20 protein-coding genes are annotated in these 19174 nt (G+C 72.4%); 13 read left to right on the top strand and 7 right to left on the bottom strand.

The window, feature by feature from the left end:
* Window positions 1–159: 159 nt before the first annotated feature.
* Entirely contained in the window at window positions 160–861 is a 702-nt protein-coding gene (locus S1361_RS24580; RefSeq protein ID WP_208033936.1) for a PH domain-containing protein, read from the bottom strand.
* A 135-nt stretch (window positions 862–996) separates the two neighbouring features.
* Between S1361_RS24580 and deoC the strand changes: the two genes are divergently transcribed.
* The 4 genes from deoC (at window position 997) to S1361_RS24560 (ending at window position 5122) form a co-directional block, all read left to right on the top strand.
* Window positions 997–1956, top strand: coding sequence for a deoxyribose-phosphate aldolase (deoC, locus tag S1361_RS24575; protein ID WP_208036748.1), 960 nt, complete (start codon window positions 997–999; stop codon window positions 1954–1956).
* A gap of 6 nt (window positions 1957–1962) precedes the next feature.
* Window positions 1963–3393, top strand: coding sequence for an aldehyde dehydrogenase family protein (locus S1361_RS24570; RefSeq protein ID WP_208033935.1), 1431 nt, complete (start codon window positions 1963–1965; stop codon window positions 3391–3393).
* The gene (locus tag S1361_RS24565; RefSeq protein WP_208033934.1) at window positions 3386–4270 is read left to right on the top strand and encodes an aldehyde dehydrogenase family protein; all 885 of its coding nucleotides are present in this window, start codon (window positions 3386–3388) and stop codon (window positions 4268–4270) included. The genes S1361_RS24570 and S1361_RS24565 overlap by 8 nt, the downstream gene beginning before the upstream one ends.
* A gap of 216 nt (window positions 4271–4486) precedes the next feature.
* Complete coding sequence (locus S1361_RS24560; protein WP_243769284.1) at window positions 4487–5122, top strand: uridine kinase family protein; 636 nt, start codon at window positions 4487–4489, stop codon at window positions 5120–5122.
* Window positions 5123–5285: 163 nt separating this feature from the next.
* Here S1361_RS24560 and S1361_RS24555 read toward each other — a convergent pair whose 3' ends face one another.
* Window positions 5286–6020 carry a SigE family RNA polymerase sigma factor gene (locus S1361_RS24555; RefSeq protein WP_208033933.1) on the bottom strand — a complete coding sequence of 245 codons (735 nt, stop codon included), beginning with the start codon at window positions 6018–6020 and terminating at the stop codon, window positions 5286–5288.
* A gap of 240 nt (window positions 6021–6260) precedes the next feature.
* Between S1361_RS24555 and afsQ1 the strand changes: the two genes are divergently transcribed.
* From afsQ1 to S1361_RS24530, 5 genes are all read left to right on the top strand, one after another.
* A complete protein-coding gene (afsQ1, locus tag S1361_RS24550; RefSeq protein WP_208033932.1) occupies window positions 6261–6938 on the top strand; it encodes a two-component system response regulator AfsQ1 in 678 nt (225 codons plus the stop codon).
* Window positions 6935–8524, top strand: a complete 1590-nt coding sequence (locus tag S1361_RS24545) for a sensor histidine kinase (RefSeq protein ID WP_208033931.1) — start codon at window positions 6935–6937, stop codon at window positions 8522–8524. The genes afsQ1 and S1361_RS24545 overlap by 4 nt, the downstream gene beginning before the upstream one ends.
* Entirely contained in the window at window positions 8521–9123 is a 603-nt protein-coding gene (locus S1361_RS24540; protein ID WP_208033930.1) for a hypothetical protein, read from the top strand. Before S1361_RS24545 ends, S1361_RS24540 begins: the two co-directional genes overlap by 4 nt.
* A 142-nt stretch (window positions 9124–9265) precedes the next feature.
* On the top strand, window positions 9266–9829 hold the full coding sequence (locus tag S1361_RS24535; protein WP_208033929.1) for a VanZ family protein: 564 nt from the start codon (window positions 9266–9268) through the stop codon (window positions 9827–9829).
* A 109-nt stretch (window positions 9830–9938) separates the two neighbouring features.
* Window positions 9939–10139 (top strand): PspC domain-containing protein, encoded by a 201-nt coding sequence (locus S1361_RS24530; protein ID WP_208033928.1) that lies wholly within the window; start codon window positions 9939–9941, stop codon window positions 10137–10139.
* A 158-nt stretch (window positions 10140–10297) separates the two neighbouring features.
* On the opposite strand, the gene S1361_RS24525 is transcribed toward S1361_RS24530, so the two are convergent.
* On the bottom strand, window positions 10298–11461 hold the full coding sequence (locus tag S1361_RS24525) for an adenosine deaminase (RefSeq protein WP_208033927.1): 1164 nt from the start codon (window positions 11459–11461) through the stop codon (window positions 10298–10300).
* 134 nt (window positions 11462–11595) lie between these two features.
* On the opposite strand from S1361_RS24525, the gene S1361_RS24520 reads away from it, so the two are divergent.
* Window positions 11596–12357 carry an alpha/beta hydrolase family protein gene (locus S1361_RS24520; protein WP_208033926.1) on the top strand — a complete coding sequence of 254 codons (762 nt, stop codon included), beginning with the start codon at window positions 11596–11598 and terminating at the stop codon, window positions 12355–12357.
* A gap of 70 nt (window positions 12358–12427) precedes the next feature.
* Here S1361_RS24520 and S1361_RS24515 read toward each other — a convergent pair whose 3' ends face one another.
* The gene (locus tag S1361_RS24515) at window positions 12428–13378 is read right to left on the bottom strand and encodes a LysR family transcriptional regulator (RefSeq protein ID WP_208033925.1); all 951 of its coding nucleotides are present in this window, start codon (window positions 13376–13378) and stop codon (window positions 12428–12430) included.
* Between the two features lie 63 nt (window positions 13379–13441).
* On the opposite strand from S1361_RS24515, the gene S1361_RS24510 reads away from it, so the two are divergent.
* Together S1361_RS24510 and S1361_RS24505 are read left to right on the top strand one after the other, a co-directional pair.
* Entirely contained in the window at window positions 13442–14725 is a 1284-nt protein-coding gene (locus S1361_RS24510) for an MFS transporter (protein WP_208033924.1), read from the top strand.
* 145 nt (window positions 14726–14870) lie between these two features.
* Window positions 14871–15884, top strand: a complete 1014-nt coding sequence (locus S1361_RS24505) for a sigma-70 family RNA polymerase sigma factor (RefSeq protein WP_208033923.1) — start codon at window positions 14871–14873, stop codon at window positions 15882–15884.
* On the opposite strand, the gene S1361_RS24500 is transcribed toward S1361_RS24505, so the two are convergent.
* Window positions 15768–16154, bottom strand: coding sequence for an STAS domain-containing protein (locus S1361_RS24500; protein ID WP_208033922.1), 387 nt, complete (start codon window positions 16152–16154; stop codon window positions 15768–15770). The two genes, S1361_RS24505 and S1361_RS24500, sit on opposite strands and share 117 nt — an antisense overlap.
* A gap of 81 nt (window positions 16155–16235) precedes the next feature.
* Here S1361_RS24500 and S1361_RS24495 point away from each other — a divergent pair, with 81 nt between their 5' ends.
* Window positions 16236–17156, top strand: a complete 921-nt coding sequence (locus S1361_RS24495; RefSeq protein WP_208033921.1) for an AEC family transporter — start codon at window positions 16236–16238, stop codon at window positions 17154–17156.
* Between the two features lie 7 nt (window positions 17157–17163).
* Here S1361_RS24495 and S1361_RS24490 read toward each other — a convergent pair whose 3' ends face one another.
* Both S1361_RS24490 and S1361_RS24485 read right to left on the bottom strand, forming a co-directional pair.
* On the bottom strand, window positions 17164–17748 hold the full coding sequence (locus tag S1361_RS24490; protein ID WP_208033920.1) for a Uma2 family endonuclease: 585 nt from the start codon (window positions 17746–17748) through the stop codon (window positions 17164–17166).
* Window positions 17749–17867: 119 nt separating this feature from the next.
* The gene (locus S1361_RS24485) at window positions 17868–19145 is read right to left on the bottom strand and encodes a thymidine phosphorylase (protein WP_208036746.1); all 1278 of its coding nucleotides are present in this window, start codon (window positions 19143–19145) and stop codon (window positions 17868–17870) included.
* Between the last annotated feature and the right edge of the window lie 29 nt (window positions 19146–19174).

The following is a 19174-nucleotide window of genomic DNA, read 5'->3' as shown; positions in this document are numbered from 1 at the left end:
GGACGCGCGGCCGGAAGGGCCCCGGAGGGAAGCTACGCGCGACGGGAAGGGCCCCGGCCGGGGACCAGGGTCACGGCCTTCGCCCGGCGACGGCCCCGGGAACGCCCCTCGGCCACACCCACCCGGAAGGCCCCCACCCCGCAGGAAACGCCCCGCCCCTCAGCCCACAGCCAGCAGGATCCCCAGCAGCACCGCGCCGGCGACCGCGGGGGCCGCCACCTCGTAGGCCCAGCGCACGGTGACCTCGCCCTGTGCCGGCTCGGCCTCCCCGTGGCGCTCCAGCAGTTCCCGCAGGTCGTCCATGACCTGGTCGGTCTCCGCGCGGGTCGGCCCGGTGTCCGGTCCGCGCAGGCTGAACCCGCCGAGGCCGAGGCCGCCGGGGACGAGCGCGCTGCCCCGGCTGCCCGGTGTCACACCGCGGGCCGCGTCGGCCTCCGCCCGCTGCTGCCGGCGGGCCGCCTTCTTGCGGGCGCGCAGCGAGACGGGGACGGCCCACAGCTGGTACTTGGTGCCGGACTTGGCGACGACCTCGTTGGAGTAGCCGGAACGCAGGGCGGCGACCTCGCCCCAGGGCAGGGTGACGACCCGGAGCGGGTTGCGGACGCGCAGCCGGTCCTCGTTCGCGAAGACCGCGGGGCGGAGCGTGAAGGCGATGACCAACGGCACGATGAGGATCATCCCGGCCAGCGCCAGCCAGGGGGTCCGGCCGTGGCCCTTGACCAGGGCGTCGAAGCCCAGCCAGAGGACGACCAGGAGCAGCAGCGCGCCGCCCGCAAGCCCCAAGGGCGAGCGGTAGATCCGGTCCTTGGCGGCGGACGCCGGAGGCGGTGACGCGGGTGACGGGTGGTCCGGGGTGGTCATGGCCCGATTCTGCACGACACCGCCGGCGGTGCGGCCACGCGCCCGGGAACCGGCGCTCATCCGTGATCTCGGCACCCAGGACGAGCAGCGGGGGTGTACAGCCGCTACGCGCGTAGATATGCTCGTCTGGTGACCATGCCCACTACCGCACCCACAGCTCACGCTCTCTCGGACGTCACCGCGTCCGACAGCACGCTGCGCCGTTTCCTCCACGGGCTGCCCGGCGTCGACGCGGTCGGCCTGGAGGCGCGCGCCGCGTCTCTCGGCACCCGTTCCATCAAGACCACCGCGAAGGCGTACGCCATCGACCTCGCCATCTCGATGGTCGACCTGACGACGCTGGAAGGCGCGGACACCCCGGGCAAGGTCCGGGCGCTCGGCGCCAAGGCGGTCCACCCCGACCCCACGGACCGCACGACCCCGACCACGGCCGCGGTCTGCGTCTATCCCGACATGGTGGCCGTCGCCAAGGAGGCCGTCGCCGGTTCCGGCGTCAAGGTCGCCTCGGTCGCCACCGCCTTCCCGGCCGGCCGTGCCGCGCTCGACGTGAAGCTCGCCGACGTGCGGGACGCCGTCGCCGCCGGCGCCGACGAGATCGACATGGTCATCGACCGGGGCGCGTTCCTCGCCGGCAGGTACCTCAAGGTGTACGACGAGATCGTCGCCGTGAAGGAGGCCTGCGGGGACAGCGCCCGGCTGAAGGTCATCTTCGAGACCGGCGAGCTGTCGACGTACGACAACATCCGCCGCGCCTCCTGGCTCGGCATGCTGGCCGGCGCCGACTTCATCAAGACCTCCACCGGCAAGGTCGCGGTCAACGCGACCCCGGCGAACACCCTGCTGATGCTGGAGGCGGTCCGCGACTTCCGGGCCCAGACCGGCGTCCAGGTCGGTGTGAAGCCGGCCGGCGGCATCCGCACCAGCAAGGACGCGATCAAGTTCCTGGTGCTGGTCAACGAGACCGCGGGCGAGGACTGGCTTGACAACCACTGGTTCCGCTTCGGCGCCTCCTCGCTCCTCAACGACCTGCTGATGCAGCGCCAGAAGCTGGCCACCGGCCGCTACTCCGGTCCCGACTACGTGACGGTGGACTGATCCCCCATGGCTTTCGAGTACGCACCCGCCCCCGAGTCCCGCGCGATCGTCGACATCGCGCCCTCCTACGGCCTGTTCATCGACGGCGAGTTCGCCGAGGCCGCCGACGGCAAGGTCTTCAAGACCGTCTCGCCGTCCACGGAGGAGGTCCTCTCCGAGGTCGCCCAGGCCGGCGCCGAGGACGTCGACCGTGCGGTGAAGGCGGCCCGCAGGGCGTTCGAGAAGTGGTCGGCGCTGCCCGGCTCCGAGCGCGCCAAGTACCTGTTCCGCATCGCCCGCATCATCCAGGAGCGCAGCCGTGAGCTGGCCGTCCTGGAGACGCTGGACAACGGCAAGCCGATCAGGGAGACCCGCGACGCGGACCTCCCGCTGGTCGCCGCGCACTTCTTCTACTACGCGGGCTGGGCCGACAAGCTCGACCACGCCGGCTTCGGCGCGGACCCGCGGCCGCTCGGCGTCGCGGGCCAGGTCATCCCCTGGAACTTCCCGCTGCTGATGCTGGCGTGGAAGATCGCCCCGGCCCTCGCGACCGGCAACACGGTCGTGCTGAAGCCGGCGGAGACCACCCCGCTGTCCGCCCTGTTCTTCGCGGACATCTGCCGCCAGGCCGGTCTGCCCAAGGGTGTCGTCAACATCCTTCCGGGCTACGGCGACGCGGGTGCCGCGCTGGTGGCGCACCCGGACGTGAACAAGGTGGCCTTCACCGGCTCCACGGCGGTCGGCAAGGAGATCGCCCGCACGGTCGCCGGCACGCGCAAGAAGCTCACGCTCGAACTGGGCGGCAAGGGCGCCAACATCGTCTTCGACGACGCCCCGATCGACCAGGCCGTCGAGGGCATCGTGAACGGCATCTTCTTCAACCAGGGCCAGGTCTGCTGCGCGGGCTCCCGGCTCCTGGTCCAGGAGTCGATCCAGGACGAGCTGCTGGACTCCCTCAAGCGCCGCCTGTCCACGCTGCGCCTCGGCGACCCGCTGGACAAGAACACCGACATCGGCGCGATCAACTCCGCGGAGCAGCTGGCCCGGATCACCGCGCTGGCCGAGCAGGGCGAGGCGGAGGGCGCCGAGCGCTGGTCGCCGGCCTGCGCCCTCCCCGAGAGCGGCTACTGGTTCGCCCCGACGCTGTTCACGAACGTCACCCAGGCCCACACCATCGCCCGCGACGAGATCTTCGGCCCGGTGCTGTCGGTCCTCACCTTCCGCACCCCGGACGAGGCGGTCGCCAAGGCGAACAACACCCAGTACGGCCTCTCGGCCGGCATCTGGACCGAGAAGGGCTCGCGCATCCTGGCCGTCGCGAACAAGCTGCGCGCCGGTGTCGTCTGGTCCAACACGTTCAACAAGTTCGACCCGACCTCGCCCTTCGGTGGCTACAAGGAGTCGGGCTTCGGCCGCGAGGGCGGCCGCCACGGCCTGGAGGCGTACCTCGATGTCTGACCGTCTGCGTGTCTTCAAGACCTACAAGCTGTACGTCGGCGGGAAGTTCCCGCGTTCGGAGAGCGGCCGGGTGTACGAGGTGACCGACTCCAAGGGCAACTGGCTGGCCAACGCACCCCAGTCCTCGCGCAAGGACGCCCGGGACGCGGTGGTCGCCGCGCGCAAGGCGTTCGGCGGTTGGTCCGGCGCGACGGCGTACAACCGCGGCCAGGTCCTCTACCGCGTCGCGGAGATGCTGGAGGGCCGCAAGGAGCAGTTCGTCCGGGAGGTCGCGGACGCGGAGGGCCTGTCGAAGTCGAAGGCGGCCGCGGTCGTGGACGCCACGATCGACCGCTGGGTCTGGTACGCCGGCTGGACCGACAAGATCGCCCAGGTGATCGGCGGCGCCAACCCGGTCGCGGGCCCGTACTTCAACCTCTCCTCCCCGGAGCCGACCGGCGTGGTCGCCGTCCTGGCCCCGCAGGAGTCGTCCTTCCTCGGCCTGGTGTCGGTCGTGGCCCCGGTGATCGCCACCGGCAACACGGCGGTCGTGATCGCCTCCGAGAAGGCCCCGCTGCCGGCCCTGTCCCTGGGCGAGGTGCTGGCCACCTCCGACGTCCCGGGCGGTGTCGTCAACGTCCTGTCCGGCCGTACGGCGGAGATCGCGGCGCCGCTCGCCGCGCACCAGGACGTCAACGCGATCGACCTGGCGGGCGCGGACGAGGAACTGGCGAAGGAGCTGGAGATCGCGGCGGCCGACAACCTGAAGCGGGTGCTCCGTCCACAGGCTGTGGACTACGTCGAGACGCCGGGGATCGAGCGGATGACGGCGTTCCTGGAGACGAAGACGGTGTGGCATCCCACGGGGTCGCTGGGCGCGTCGGGGTCTTCTTACTGACAGGGTGCGGGTGGGGAACTGCTGCGGTTCGTCGGCTGGGGGTTCGCCGTGGCCGGTCGCGCGGTTCCCCGCGCCCCTTCGGGGCGCCCCGGTTGCCGGTGCGCAGGGCGACAGGGGCGGCGGGGGCGGCACACAGGGTCGTTGAGGTGAGACTCACGCTCGAAAGCCGACCCGCGGGGTCGGCAGGGCGCCCCCGATACGTCAAACTGGTGTTCCGTGAGCATTCATCCTCCGGTCCCCGCCCGTGTCGTGCTGCTGTGCGGCCCCTCGGGTTCGGGCAAGTCACTCGTCGCCGCCCGCTCCGGGCTTCCCGTGCTGCGTCTGGACGACTTCTACAAGGAGGGTGACGACCCGACTCTGCCCCTGGTGCAGGGGAGCGCGGACATCGACTGGGACCACCCGGAGTCGTGGGACGCGGACGTCGCGGTCGAGGCCATCACCCGGCTGTGCGCGACGGGTTCGACCCAGGTGCCGGTCTACGACCTCGGGCTGAGCGCCCGCACCGGCGAGGAGACGCTGCACATCGGCCGTACCCCGCTGTTCATCGCGGAGGGCATCTTCGCCGCGGAGATCGTCGAGCGCTGCCGGGAGCTGGGCGTGCTGGCGGACGCGCTCTGCCTGACCCGCGGCCCGGTCACCACCTTCCGGCGGCGCTTCCTGCGCGATCTGAAGGAGGGCCGCAAGTCGGTGCCGTTCCTGCTGCGCCGCGGGTGGCGGCTGATGCGGGCGGAGCGGACGATCGTCGCCCGCCAGGTGTCCCTCGGCGCGCATCCGTGCGACCGGGACGAGGCGCTGGGCCGGCTGGCGGCCGCGGCGGCGGGCCGGCAGGTACGGCAGGAGACGGCGGCGTAGCGGCCGTAGGCACGACAACGGGACTGGCAAGGCCTCCTGGCCTGCCAGTCCCGTTCCCGTTGCTCCCCCGTTCCCCCGTTCCCCCGTTCCCCCGAAGGCCCACCCCCCAGTGGTCCCCCGTGTTTCCCCCGTTTCCCCCGTTGTTCCCCCGTTTCCCCCGTCCTCAGGCGACGAGCTCGCCGAAGGCGTCCTCCTGGTCACGGCCGAAGCTGAGGATCTCGTCCTCGCGCAGCCGGCGCAGCGACCGCCAGATGCTCGACTTCACCGTGCCGACACTGATGCCGAGGATCTCCGCGATCTCCGGGTCCGTCCGGCCCTCGTAGTAACGCAGGACCAGCATGGTGCGCTGGAGTTCGGGCAGCCGGGCCAGCGCCTGCCAGAGGACCGCGCGCAGCTCGGTGCCGCGCATCGCGTCCGTCTCGCCGGGCGTCTCCGGCAGTTCCTCGGTCGGGTACTCGTTGAGCTTGCGGCGCCGCCAGGCGCTGATGTGCAGGTTGGTCATGGTGCGGCGGAGGTACCCGCCGACCGCCGCCTTGTCGCTGATCCGGTCCCAGGCCTTGTACGTCGAGAACAGCGCGCTCTGCAGCAGGTCCTCGGCCTCGTAGCGGTCACCGGTCAGGTGGTAGGCGGTGGCGTACAGGGAGGCGCGGCGCTCCTGGACGTAGGCGGTGAACTCCGCCTCGGTCAGCGAACGACGCTCCCCCGAGTCCTCCCCGTACGCGGCTCCCCCGTGAGCTTCCCCCCGTGCGTCCACCACCGTTATGTAGGCGGTGTGCTGACGCCCGGTGCCGCGAGCGCACCCCCGCCCGCTCACAACACCAGACTTCTCGGAACCCCGGTGCACGTCGTGCAGACGCGTGACCACTGCGCTGGTGCTGATGCTCTGCAGCGTGTTCATCTCGCGCTCCCCGTCGTGGACTTCCGGTGATTCGATCTCGCCGGCCGGTTTCCAGCTCCCCGTCCGGCCCGTGCCCAAAAGACTGCCGGGATGACTTCATCGCCGTGTCTGCCGACTGTCACAGACCTGTCACAGGGGTCCGGCCCAGGGTCGTCACAGACGGTGCACAGGTGATGGCGCCAGGGACGGCCTGCTGCCGGCAGGTCGTACGGGGGCCCCTCCATGGGCCAGAATGAGCCCGTGCCTTCCCTGTTGCTGATCGAGGACGACGACGCCATCCGTACGGCCCTGGAGCTCTCCCTGACGCGCCAGGGACACCGGGTGGCCACCGCTGCCAGCGGCGAGGACGGTCTGAAGCTGCTGCGTGAACAGCGGCCGGACCTGATCGTGCTGGACGTGATGCTGCCCGGCATCGACGGGTTCGAGGTGTGCCGGCGCATCCGGCGCACGGACCAGCTGCCGATCATCCTGCTGACCGCGCGCAGCGACGACATCGACGTCGTGGTCGGGCTGGAGTCGGGCGCCGACGACTATGTCGTCAAGCCGGTGCAGGGACGGGTGCTCGACGCCCGGATCCGGGCCGTGCTGCGGCGCGGCGAGCGCGAGTCCAGCGACTCGGCGACCTTCGGCAACCTCGTCATCGACCGGTCGGCGATGACCGTCACCAAGAACGGCGAGGACCTCCAGCTGACCCCGACCGAGCTGCGGCTGCTGCTGGAGCTGAGCCGACGGCCCGGTCAGGCGCTGTCCCGGCAGCAGCTGCTGCGGCTGGTGTGGGAGCACGACTATCTCGGTGACTCGCGCCTGGTCGACGCGTGTGTGCAGCGGCTGCGCGCGAAGATCGAGGACGTGCCGTCGTCCCCGACGCTGATCCGTACCGTCCGTGGTGTCGGCTACCGCCTGGACGCGCCTCAGTGACCGATACGCAAGGGGGACTGCGCGGCTGGGCCGCGGGGCGCAAGGGAAGTGTGTCGCGGCTGAGGTTCACCAGCCTCCGGCTGCGCCTGGTGGTGGTCTTCGCGCTGGTCGCGCTGACCGCCGCGGTGTCGGCGTCGGGCATCGCCTACTGGCTCAACCGGGAGGCGGTGCTCACCCGCGCCCAGGACGCGGTGCTGCGCGACTTCCGGCAGGAGATGCAGAACCGCGCGGGCGCGCTGCCGGAGCATCCGACCCAGGACCAGTTGCAGCGTGCCGCGGGCCAGATGGCCGCCAGCAGCCAGCGTTTCAGCGTGCTGCTGGTCGCCGAGGACGCCGACGGCAAGACGGTGTACGGCAACTCGGGCGGCATCAACGGCTTCGCCCTGGAGGACGTGCCCGAGTCGCTGCGCGCCGCCGTGGCCAAGCGGCAGAAGGTGACCGACACCAACAAGGAGCCGTACCACCTGTACTGGCAGCGGGTCGTGGACCACGGCACGCCCTATCTGGTGGCCGGTACCCGCGTGATCGGCGGCGGCCCCACGGGCTACATGGCGAAGTCCCTGGAGCCGGAGGCCAAGGACCTCAACTCGCTGGCCTGGTCGCTGGGCATCGCCACCGGGCTCGCGCTGATCGGGGCCGCGCTGCTCGCGCAGGCCGCCGCCACGACCGTGCTGAAGCCGGTGCACCGGCTCGGGGTGGCCGCTCGGCGCCTGGGCGAGGGCAGGCTGGACACCCGGCTGCGGGTCTCGGGCACCGACGAACTCGCCGACCTGTCCCGGACCTTCAACAACGCGGCCGAGGCGCTGGAGCAGCGGGTCGCGGAGATGGCCGCGCGGGACGAGGCGTCCCGCCGGTTCGTCGCCGACATGTCGCACGAGCTGCGCACCCCGCTCACCGCCATCACCGCCGTCACGGAGGTGCTGGAGGAGGAGCTGGAGGCGGAGACCGGGAGCATGGACCCGATGATCGAACCGGCCGTCCGGCTGGTGGTCAGCGAGACCCGGCGGCTGAACGACCTGGTCGAGAACCTGATGGAGGTCACCCGCTTCGACGCGGGCACCGCCCGGCTGGTCCTGGACGACGTCGACCTCGTCGACCAGATCACCGCGTGCATCGACGCGCGTGCCTGGCTGGACGCGGTCGAGCTGGACGCCGAGCGCGGCCTCCACGCCCGTCTCGACCCGCGCCGCCTGGACGTCATCCTCGCCAACCTGATCGGCAACGCGCTCAAGCACGGCGGGTCGCCGGTGCGGGTGTCGGTCCGGGAGGCGGACGACTCGATCGAGATCCAGGTCCGCGACCACGGCCCCGGCATCCCGGAGGACGTCCTCCCGCACGTCTTCGACCGCTTCTACAAGGCGAGCGCCTCCCGGCCGCGCTCCGAGGGCAGCGGGCTCGGCCTGTCCATCGCCCTGGAGAACGCCCACATCCACGGCGGTGAGATCATCGCGGCCAACTCCCCGGAGGGCGGAGCGGTGTTCACGCTCCGGCTGCCACGGGACGCCGCACGGCTCACCGAGGAGGGCGGCGGGGACGCCGAGGACCGCAGGACCGGCACGGAAAGCACAGGAGAGGAGGGGTCATGACCGTACGACGGCTGCTGGCGCTGCCCCTCCTGGGCGTGCTGCTCACCGGCTGCGGCATCCGGGCCACGGAGGTGCCGACCGACTTCGGGGCGGCGCCGTCCCGGGTGCCGTGCTCGCTGGCCGGGCCCGAGGAGTCCGCGCAGTCCGCGCACGGGGTGCCGGTGCAGGTCTTCCTGCTGTGCGGAGCGTCCCTGGTGGCCGTCGACCGGACCGTGCGGGTGCCGGAGGGCACCGCGGACGCCCGGCGCCGGGTGATCGTGGCGCAGGGGCTGCTGGACCAGCTCGCCAAACAGCCGTCGCCCGCGGAGCGCTCCGCGGGCTACACGACGTACGTACCGGGCGGCCTCGGTGTGACCGGTCCCCGCCCGAAGGACCCCGAGGACACCCTGCGCCTGAGTACGGCGCCCTCGCGGCTCACCTCCTACGCCCTGGCCCAGCTGGTGTGCACGCTGTCCGACTCGGCGGCGACCGAGGACGACGGCTCGGTCATCCTGGGCGGCCCGGCCCCGGACCCCCTGCGCCGCTACGAGTGCACGGACGACCTCCGCGACCACCCGGGCAGCACCCAGCCACCGTCCAGCGAGGTCACCGGCGCCTAGGCCCTGTCGCCGCGCCACCGGCCGCCGCCGTGGCCGCTCGCACGGTTCCCCCGCCTCCCCGGGCCGGCGCCGCGAGGGGTGTCCGGGCACGGAAAGCTTCCGTGGTGGAACCAATCGTGTACGGCACTGCGTCTACGGGGTCGTGCAGCGTCAAGGCTCCATCGGCGGCAGCGCCGCGATCCGCGTCCGTGTGACAGGGGGTGTCCTCCTCGTCGCACACCTCGCCCTCGTCGCCTGGCTGATGCTGCGTCCCCTGGACGTCCCCTGGGTCACGCCCCCGAACCTGCGCCCGCTGGCCGGCATCCGCGCCGACCTGGCGCTGGGCTGGCCGCACGCGGTCAGACCCCTCGGCGAGGGGCTCGCGCTGCTCGCGCCGCTGGGCGTGCTGCTGCCGATGGCGCACGGCAGGCTCGCCGTCTCCCGGCTCGCGTCCCTGCTGCGTACGGCCGCGGCCGGCGCCCTGATCTCGCTCGGGATCGCCCTGCTCCAGACCGGTGTACCGGGCCGCGTCGTGGACGTCGACTCGCTGCTGCTGAACACGGCGGGCGTCGTCCTGGCCCACCTGGCCGTCGTACCGGCGGGCCGGGCCTGGCTGCGGCGGCGCGAGGCGCGGGAACCCGGGGCGGCCGGGGCCGTGGTCACCCTCCAGGAAGAGCTGTCTCAGGGCCGGACCCCGACGATTCCCAGGGTCGGGATCGCCCCGTAGAGGGATGCTTCGTCCACTTCGTCTCCGTACCGTGGAAGACAGTTGAAGGGTCCCACCGGGGGCCCCGCCACCGGCTCGGAAGCGAGCCGACGACCACGGAGGAGCCGACATGACCGCCCTCACCCGCCCCACCCACGGCCGCATGATCGGCGGAGTCTGCGCCGGACTGGCCCGGCGCTTCGGCACCTCGGCCACCACGATGCGGGTGATCTTCCTGGTGTCCTGCCTGCTGCCGGGCCCGCAGTTCCTGCTCTACATAGCGCTGTGGCTGCTGATGCCGTCCGAGGACAAGGCCCGTACGGCCTGGTGAACCCGGGCGCGGACCCGCCACGGGGGCGCATCCGGACGTGCCGGAGCGCCCCGCACGGTACGGAAAGCCGGGGTCAGCCGACCGAGAGCCCGTCGACCGGCCCGCCGTCGGCGGGCACGCCGCCGGAACCGCCCTCCGGCCCGGGTAAGACGGGGCGGCTACGCCTCCGAACTGCGAGAGCCGCTGATGGACGCGGTCTGCCGGAACAGCCATTCGGATTTCAGCTCGGCGTATCCGGGCTTGATGACGTCATTGATCATCGCGAGTCGTTCATCGAAAGGAATGAACGCTGATTTCATCGCATTGACGGAGAACCACTGGAGATCGTCGAGCGTGTAACCGAACGCCTCGACGAGGTGCTCGAATTCCCGGCTCATGGTGGTGTGCGACATCAGCCGGTTGTCGGTGTTCACGGTGGCCCGGAAGTGCAGCCGGCGCAGCAGCCCGATGGGGTGCTCGGCATAGGAGGGCGCGGCCCCGGTCTGGAGGTTGGAGCTGGGGCACAGCTCCAGCGGGATCCGCTTGTCCCGCACGTAGGAGGCGAGCCGGCCGAGCTTGACCGAGCCGTCCTCGCGGACCTCGATGTCGTCGATGATCCGCACCCCGTGGCCGAGCCGGTCGGCGCCGCACCACTGCAGCGCCTGCCAGATGGACGGCAGTCCGAAGGCCTCGCCGGCGTGGATGGTGAAGTGGTTGTTCTCGCGCTTGAGGTACTCGAAGGCGTCCAGGTGCCGGGTGGGCGGGTAGCCGGCCTCGGCGCCCGCGATGTCGAAGCCGGCCACGCCCGAGTCCCGGTAGCGGTTGGCGAGTTCGGCGATCTCCAGGGAGCGGGCCGCGTGCCGCATGGCGGTCAGCAGGGCACCGACCCGGATCCGCCGGCCGTTCTCCCGGGCCAGCCGCTCCCCCTGCCGGAACCCCTCGTTGACGGCCTCGACCACCTCTTCCAGGGTCAGGCCCCCGTCGAGGTGCTGCTCGGGGGCGTACCGCACCTCGGCGTAGACGACGCCGTCCTCGGCGAGGTCCTCGGCGCACTCCCGGGCGACCCGGATGAGGGCCTGGCGGGTCTGCATGACGCCGACGGTGTGCCGGAAGGTCTCCAGATACCGCTCCAGCGAGCCGGAGTCGGCGGCCTCCCGGAACCAGATCCCCAGCTTGTCCGGATCGGTCTCGGGAAGCTCGGCGTAGCCGCCCTCTCGGGCGAGATCGACGACGGTGCCCGGGCGGAGTCCGCCGTCGAGGTGATCGTGCAGCAGTACCTTGGGCGCCCGGCGGATCTGGTCCGCCGTGGGGGCGTTCCCGGTGGGTGCGGTCTGGCTCGTCATTTCGGCACTCTAACGCCTACGCGCGTAGAGGGACCGGTGTGCGCGGCAGCTGTTTCCCGGCACTTTTCCGTCGATACGCAACGGTGACCCCCCGGACGGGTTTCGTACACCGCCCCTTCTGAGACTGTTCTGTCATGGGACAGCAAGCGACGCCGGTGCGAACGGCCAGGCTGGGGAAGGCAGTCGGCCCGGAGCCGACGTCGGTGAGCGGAGCGGTGCTGCTGCTCCCCGGCGGGGAGGAGGTCTCCGCCCGCCGGCCGTCCCCCGTCCGGGCGATGAGCCTCCTGCGCTCCCTGGGCCGCGCCCTCGCCCGCTCGGGCCGGTCCGAAGGGCTGGCCGTGCATCCGGTCCACTACCGCTACCGCGGCTGGAACGGCAGCGAGGCCCATCTCGCGGTGGACGCCGAGTGGGCCGCCGACGAGGTCGTACGACGGTACGGGGACGTTCCCGTCTGCCTGGCCGGCGTCGGCATGGGCGGCCGCGCGGCGCTCCGGGCCGGCGGCCACGAGGCCGTCAACTCCGTCGTGGCCCTGGCCCCCTGGCTGCCGGAGGAGGACGTCGCCGCGCCCGCCGAGCCCGTGAAGCAGCTCGTGGGCCGCCGCGTGCTGATCGCCCACGGCACGAACGACGACCGGACCGATCCCGAGCTGTCCTTCCGCTTCGCCGCGCGGGCGAAGAAGGTGAACCGGGAGGTGTGCCGGTTCGAAGTGCACTCCGACGGACACGCGTTGCACGGATACCGGGACGAAGTGGTCTGCCTTGCGGTGGACTTCGCCATGGGCGCGCTGTTCGGGCACTCCGTGTCCCGACCCGTGGAGGACGCGCTGGCCGCGCCGCCGCCGATCGGGCTCCGGATGCCCTTGGCCGCGGGGTTCGGCCGGTCGCTGAAGCGGTAGGGCTCGGAGGATTCCGTTCCGTGCCCGGGGTGCGGGCCGCCCGTGGTGGGCCGCACGGTTCCCCACGCTTCTAGGTGAGCAGACTCCCCCTCCTCGACAGCAGGAACTTCTTGAAAGCGGCCACCGGGGGTGTGTCCGGGCGGTCGGCCAGCCAGGCCACGCCGATCTCGCGGGCCGCCCTCGGGGCCGTGACCGTCAGCTCCGCAACGCCCGGGCGGGGGACGGTGGGGGGCGGCAGGAGGGCGACGCCCAGGCCCGCCGCCACCAGGCCGCGCAGGGTCTCCGCCTCCTCGCCCTCGAAGGCGATGCGGGGTTTGAAGCCGGCCTCGCGGCACAGGTCGTCGGTGATGCGCCGCAGGCCGTAGCCGGGTTCGAGGGTGACGAAGGTTTCCTCGGCCGCCTCGGCCAGGCGGATGCGGCGGCGGGCGGCCAGGCGGTGGTCGGCGGGGACGACCAGGCGGAGTTTCTGCTCGTCGAGGCGGCGGGCGACCAGGTCCGGGGCGTCGGGGACGGGCGAGGTGAGGCAGAGGTCCAGCTCGCCTGCGCGCAGCCGCTCCAGCATCGCCTCGCCGTAGTTCTGGACCAGGCTGAAGCGGACGCGCGGGTGGTCGGCGCGGAAGGCGTGCAGCAGGCCGGGCACGGTCTCGGCGCCCATGGTGTGCAGGAAGCCGAACGCGACCTTGCCGGTGGCCGGGTCGGCGTCCGCGCGCACCTCCTCGGCGGCCCGCTCGATCTCGCCGAGGGCCCGCTCGACGGAGGCGAGGAAGGTACGGCCGGCGGTGGTCAGGGAGACCGTGCGGCCGTGCCGGGCGAACAGGTCGACGCCCAGGTCCCGCTCCAGGCGGGCCATCGCGCGCGACAGCGTGGACTGGGGGACGTTCAGCTCCTGCGCGGCCCGGGTGACGTGCTCCGTGCGGGCCACGCCGGCGAAGTACGCGAGCCGGGGCGCGAGCAGCAGCGCCATGTCTTCTGTGTCACCGGACGGTGACAGCCGAGCCTGTGAGCTTTGCTGATGCGCCATGGGAACGATTATCGCCGTTCCATGCATTGGACGCATGAAAGCGGTCGTACGTACGGTCGAGGCATGTCTCCCGCCAGTACCGGGGCGCCCACGCGTGTGGGCGCCGTCCCGTCCGTCCCTGCTCCCGACACCGACTCCCGGCTGACCCCGGGCGGCCCCGGCTACCGCCGGATGAGCCTCGCCCTCTTCCTCGCCGGAGTCGCGACCTTCGCCCTGCTCTACTCCACCCAGGCCCTGCTGCCGCTGATCTCCGGCGAGTTCGGGGTCGCGGCGAGCGAGGCGAGCTGGACCGTGGCCGCCGCGACCGGTGGGCTGGCGCTGTTCGTCCTGCCGATGAGCGCGCTGTCGGAGCGGTTCGGCCGCCGTACGGTGATGACCGCCTCGCTGGCCGTCGCCGTCACCGTCGGCATGCTGGTGCCCTTCGCGCCGTCCCTCGGCGCGCTGGTGGGGCTGCGGGCGGTGCAGGGCGCCGCGCTGGCCGGGGTGCCGGCCTCGGCGCAGGCCTACCTGGCCGAGGAGGTACGGCCGAAGGCGCTGGTCACCGCGATCGGGCTGTTCGTGGCCGGCAACAGCGTCGGCGGCATGAGCGGTCGGGTGATCACCGGCTGGGTCGCCCAGGAGTGGGGCTGGCGGATCTCGGTCGGGGTGATCGGCGCGCTCGCGGTCGCGTGGGCGGTGGCGTTCCGGCTGCTGCTGCCGGCGCCCAGGCACTTCACGGCCGGTTCGCTGCGCCCGCGGGTGTTGCTCGGCACCGTCCGCGCTCACCTCGCCGATCCGCTGCTGCGGCGCCTGTACGCGATCGGCGCGCTGTTCATGACGGTGTTCGGCGGTGTCTACACGGTGATCGGCTACCGGCTGACCTCGGCGCCGTTCGGGTTGCCGCAGGGCATCGTGGGCTCGATCTTCCTGGTCTATCTGGTGGGCACGGTCTCCGCGTCCACCGCGGGCCGGCTGGTGGGCCGGTTCGGCCGCCGGGGCGCGCTGTACCTGGCGGGCGGCACGACGGCGGCGGGGCTGCTGCTGTCCCTGACGGCCTCGCTGCCACTGGTCCTGCTGGGCCTGGTGCTGATCACGGCGGGCTTCTTCGCCGGGCACGCGGTGGCGTCCTCCGCGGTCAGCAGGACGGCCACGCACGGCCGCGCCCAGGCGTCGGCGCTGTACCAGTCCGCGTACTACGTCGGCTCCAGCGTCGGCAGCACGGTCGGCGCGCTGGCCTTCCACGCGGACGGCTGGTCCGGCACGGTCGGCGTCGGCCTCCTCGCGATCCTGGGTGTCGTCACGATCACCGTGCTCGGTTCCCGGGCGGCCCGGGCGGCGGCCAGGCGGGAGCCGGTGGCCGCGCACTGACCCGGCGCGTCCCGCTCCGTGCCGCAACACGCCCTGAGCTGGGCTTCTTCCGACTCCAGGGGCCGTTGTCAGTGGGCTGCGGTAGCTTCCGAGGTGCTGGGGCGCGAAGGCGCGCCGCAGGAACGGCCACAGGGGTGGGTGGACGATGGGCGACAGCACGGCGACGGCGGACCTCGACGTCGCACTGGAGAAGCACCGGACCGAGCTGACCGGGTACTGCTACCGGATGCTCGGCTCCTCCTTCGAGGCCGAGGACGCGGTGCAGGACACCCTGGTGCGGGCCTGGCGGAACCACGACAAGTTCGAGGGCCGATCCAGCCTGCGCTCGTGGCTGTACCGGATCGCGACGAACGTGTGCCTGGACATGCTGACGGCGGGCAACAAGCGGGCGCGGCCCATGGACCTGACGGACTCCACCCCGCTCGCCCGGGCGGCGCTCTCCCCGCGCCCGGACAACACCTGGCTGGAGCCGGTGCCGGACGCGCGCGTGCTGCCGGCCGTGCAGGACCCGGCGGAGGCCGCGGTCGCCAAGGAGTCGATCCGGCTCGCCTTCATGGCGGCGCTCCAGCAGTTGCCGCCCAGGCAGCGGGCGGTGCTGATCCTGCGCGAGGTGCTCGCGTGGAAGGCGAGCGAGGTGGCCGAGCTGCTGGACACCACGGTCGCGTCGGTGAACAGCGCCCTGCAGCGGGCCCGGGCCACGCTCGCGGAGCGCGGGGACACGGGCGCCGAGGGGGCGGTGTCCGACCCGCTGGACGAGGAGCAGCAGAAGCTGCTGGAGCGGTACGTCAAGGCCTTCGAGGAGTACGACATGGCGGCGCTGACGGCGCTGCTGCACGAGGACGCCGTCATGACGATGCCGCCGTTCGACCTGTGGCTGCGCGGCACCGCCGACATCACCGGCTTCATGACCACCCTCGGCGCCTCCTGCGCCGGCTCCCGGCTGCTGCCGGTCCGGGCCAACGGCCTGCCGGGCTTCGCGCACTACAAGCCCGACCCGGAGAACGGCGGGTTCACGCCGTGGGCGGTGCAGGTGCTGGAGATCTCAGACGGCCGGATCACCGGTTTCCACTGCTTCCTCGACACCCGGCGGTGGTTCCCGCTGTTCGGCCTGCCCCTCCACCTGGAAGCGGAGCCCGACGAGGCCGAGCAGAGCCTGTAGCGCGGGGTCGGCGTCCCGCAGCCGGATCCGTCCGCCGGCCCGTCGGGCGGTCAGCTCCAGCCGGGCCAGCAGGTCGACGGCCGCCAGCCCCGGCGGCCCGATCCCGCCCACGTCACAGACGACCACCCCGCCTCCGCCGCTCTCCAGCAAGGCCCGCACCCGGGCACAGAGCCCGGGCACCTCGTCCCGGCGAACGGGCCCGGGCAGCACCAGCACGGCGGGGGTCTCGGCATCCACGTGCGGTAGACCGGCGAAGCGGGCGGAACTCATCGCGGGCGCGGGGTCACCCTGCGTCCCGGCCGCCGCAGATCACATTGACCCGTCCCCCTCCTTCCTCGCAGGGTTGGCCCTGTGGCGGGGGTGCTGAGCGGGTTCGCGGTGATCGCGGTCGTCATCGGGGTGGGTTACGTGCTCGGGCGGCGCGGGACGCTCGGTGCGCAGGGCGGGGAGGTGCTGACACGGCTGGCCTTCACGCTGGCCGGACCCGCGCTGCTGTTCACCACACTCGCGCGGGCCGACCTGTCGCTGCTCTTCTCCAGCCGGCTGCTGGTGACGGCGCTGAGCACGGCGGCGGTGTGCGCGGTGTTCGTCGCGGTCGGCGCGGCGCGGCGCTGGGGGGTGGGCCGTACGACGATCGGCGCGCTGTGCTCGGGATACGTCAACTCGGGCAACCTCGGCATCCCGATCGCCGCGTACGTCCTGGGTGACGCGTCCCTGGTGGCGCCGGTGCTGCTCTTCCAGGTCGTCCTGGTCACCCCGGTCGCGCTCACCGTGCTGGACCTGTCCGGCGAGGGCGAGAAGGGCACGGTGTGGCGGCGTCTGCTGACCCCGCTGCGCAATCCGATCGCGGTGGGCTCGCTGTCGGGGGTGCTGGTGTCGGCGGCGGGCTGGCGGCTGCCCGGTCCGCTCCTGAACCCGCTGACCGCGGTCGCCGGCATGTCCGTCCCGGCGGCCCTGCTGGCCTTCGGCATGTCCCTGCACGGCAACCCGGCTCCCGGGCGGGGGCGGGACAGCCATCTGGTCCTGCTGGCCGTCGCACTGAAGTCACTGGGCCAGCCGCTGGTGGCGTGGGTGCTGGCGGGCGCCGTCTTCGGCCTGCGCGGCGCTCCCCTGCTGGACGTGGTGGTGACCGCGGCCCTCCCCGGTGCCCAGAACCTCTTCACCTACGCCAGCCGCTACCGGGTGGCCGAGTCCCTGGCCCGCGAGTCGGTACTGCTGTCGACGGTGGTGTCGGTACCGGTGCTGGTGGGGGTGGCGGCGGTGTTGGGGTGACGCCGGGTCAGTCGACCGGGAACTCCCCCGTGTCGATGGTGAGGCCGAACGGTTCCGGCAGCTGGACGGGGTCGCCGAACTTGACCGCCCTGAGGACCCGGTAGACATCGCCCTTCGGTTCCCCGTAGAGGGTCGCGGTGGGGCCACCGGGAGCCCAGCGGTCGACCAGGAGGTAGAGCGGGATACCCGCGGTGGCGTAGGCCGCGGGCTTGCTGACGCGGTCGTGACCGGCGTTGGACCTGGAGGTGACCTCGACGACGAGTTCGGCGAGGGCGGCGCGGATGTGGGAGCCGGCCTCGGCGCATTCCCGCACGGGTGCCACCAGTAGATCCGGGATGAGCATGCCCGGACGCGACGGCACGGCGATGGCCAGTGTCTGGAAGATCCCCCAGTCTTCGGGGATCACGGAGTAGAGGCGACGCTGGATGCGGGCCGCGATCACGTTGTGGCGAAACGCGGGAACAGGTGACACGGTGATGACGCCCTCGATGATCTCCACCTTGCTGCCCTCGGGCCATTCCATCTCCTCCCAGTACCGGACGAGGTCGTCCCAGTTCTGGTCGGAGTCCTGGCTGACGGTGAGTGCGCTCATGGCGGTCTCCTATCGGTGCGTCACCGATCCCAGCATGCCGAACGGGACCGGCGGCGATCCACCGGTCCCGTTCACCCGAGAGGGGCGTGACATCAACGGCCTACGGCCGCGGGCGCAGCTCAGGCGATGCGTTCCAGCACCACCGGCGACGCCGTGAAGTCCGTGCCGGGGGCCGCGATGTCGTAGGAGCCCGCCACCGCCTGGAGCGCGTAGTCGAAGCGCTCGGGGGTGTCGGTGTGCAGGGTCAGCAGGGGCTGGCCCTCGGTCACCGTGTCGCCCGGCTTGGCGTGCAGTTCGATGCCCGCGCCCGCCTGCACCGGGTCCTCCTTGCGGGCCCGGCCGGCGCCGAGACGCCAGGCGCCGACCCCGATGCCGTACGCGTCGAGGCGGGTCAGGACGCCGGAGGAGGGGGCCTTGACGACGTGCTGCTCCTTCGCGGTGGGCAGCGGCGCGTCCGGGTCGCCGCCCTGCGCCGCGATCATCCGGCGCCAGACGTCCATCGCCGAGCCGTCGGCGAGGGCCTTCGCGGGGTCGGCGTCCTTGACGCCCGCAGCGTCGAGCATCTCGCGGGCCAGCGCGATGGTCAGTTCCACGACGTCCGAGGGGCCGCCGCCGGCCAGGACCTCGACCGACTCGCGGACCTCCAGGGCGTTGCCCGCGGTGAGGCCGAGCGGGGTGGACATGTCCGTCAGCAGCGCGACCGTCCGCACGCCGTGGTCGGTGCCGAGGCCCACCATCGTGGAGGCCAGCTCCCGGGCGTCCTCGATGGTCTTCATGAAGGCGCCCGTGCCCACCTTCACGTCCAGGACCAGGGAGCCGGTGCCCTCGGCGATCTTCTTCGACATGATCGAGGAGGCGATCAGCGGGATCGCCTCGACCGTGCCGGTGACGTCCCGCAGGGCGTACAGCTTCTTGTCCGCGGGGGCCAGGCCGTCACCCGCGGCGCAGATCACCGCGCCGGTGGTGTCCAGGACGTGCAGCATCTCCTCGTTGGAGAGCAGGGCGCGCCAGCCGGGGATCGACTCCAGCTTGTCCAGGGTGCCGCCGGTGTGGCCGAGGCCCCGGCCGGAGAGCTGGGGGACGGCCGCGCCGCAGGCCGCGACGAGCGGGGCCAGGGGCAGCGTGATCTTGTCGCCGACGCCGCCCGTGGAGTGCTTGTCGGCCGTCGGGCGGGACAGCGAGGAGAAGTCCATGCGCTCGCCGGAGGCGATCATGGCCGCGGTCCAGCGGGCGATCTCGCGGCGGTTCATGCCGTTCAGCAGGATCGCCATGGCGAGCGCGGACATCTGCTCGTCGGCGACCTCGCCGCGGGTGTACGCGTCGATGACCCAGTCGATCTGCTCGTCGGTCAGCTCGCCGCGGTCCCGCTTGGTGCGGATGACGGAGATGGCGTCCATGGCCATGGCTGAGGGCTTCCTTCCGGGAG

This window comes from Streptomyces cyanogenus, assembly GCF_017526105.1.
Lineage (GTDB): Bacteria > Actinomycetota > Actinomycetes > Streptomycetales > Streptomycetaceae > Streptomyces > Streptomyces cyanogenus.
The sequence above is the reverse complement of the archived record's forward strand: the minus strand, read 5'-3'. Positions and strand labels throughout refer to the sequence as shown.

Coding starts and splice junctions, on each gene's coding strand:
- deoC (WP_208036748.1), top strand. CDS start 997: ATGCCCACTACCGCACCCACAGCTCACGCTCTCTCGGACGTCACCGCG.
- S1361_RS24505 (WP_208033923.1), top strand. CDS start 14,871: ATGGGCGACAGCACGGCGACGGCGGACCTCGACGTCGCACTGGAGAAG.
- S1361_RS24485 (WP_208036746.1), bottom strand. CDS start 19,145: ATGGACGCCATCTCCGTCATCCGCACCAAGCGGGACCGCGGCGAGCTG.
- S1361_RS24580 (WP_208033936.1), bottom strand. CDS start 861: ATGACCACCCCGGACCACCCGTCACCCGCGTCACCGCCTCCGGCGTCC.
- S1361_RS24570 (WP_208033935.1), top strand. CDS start 1,963: ATGGCTTTCGAGTACGCACCCGCCCCCGAGTCCCGCGCGATCGTCGAC.
- S1361_RS24490 (WP_208033920.1), bottom strand. CDS start 17,748: ATGAGCGCACTCACCGTCAGCCAGGACTCCGACCAGAACTGGGACGAC.
- S1361_RS24540 (WP_208033930.1), top strand. CDS start 8,521: ATGACCGTACGACGGCTGCTGGCGCTGCCCCTCCTGGGCGTGCTGCTC.
- S1361_RS24500 (WP_208033922.1), bottom strand. CDS start 16,154: ATGAGTTCCGCCCGCTTCGCCGGTCTACCGCACGTGGATGCCGAGACC.
- S1361_RS24565 (WP_208033934.1), top strand. CDS start 3,386: ATGTCTGACCGTCTGCGTGTCTTCAAGACCTACAAGCTGTACGTCGGC.
- S1361_RS24530 (WP_208033928.1), top strand. CDS start 9,939: ATGACCGCCCTCACCCGCCCCACCCACGGCCGCATGATCGGCGGAGTC.
- S1361_RS24520 (WP_208033926.1), top strand. CDS start 11,596: ATGGGACAGCAAGCGACGCCGGTGCGAACGGCCAGGCTGGGGAAGGCA.
- S1361_RS24525 (WP_208033927.1), bottom strand. CDS start 11,461: ATGACGAGCCAGACCGCACCCACCGGGAACGCCCCCACGGCGGACCAG.
- S1361_RS24515 (WP_208033925.1), bottom strand. CDS start 13,378: ATGGCGCATCAGCAAAGCTCACAGGCTCGGCTGTCACCGTCCGGTGAC.
- S1361_RS24555 (WP_208033933.1), bottom strand. CDS start 6,020: ATGAACACGCTGCAGAGCATCAGCACCAGCGCAGTGGTCACGCGTCTG.
- S1361_RS24510 (WP_208033924.1), top strand. CDS start 13,442: ATGTCTCCCGCCAGTACCGGGGCGCCCACGCGTGTGGGCGCCGTCCCG.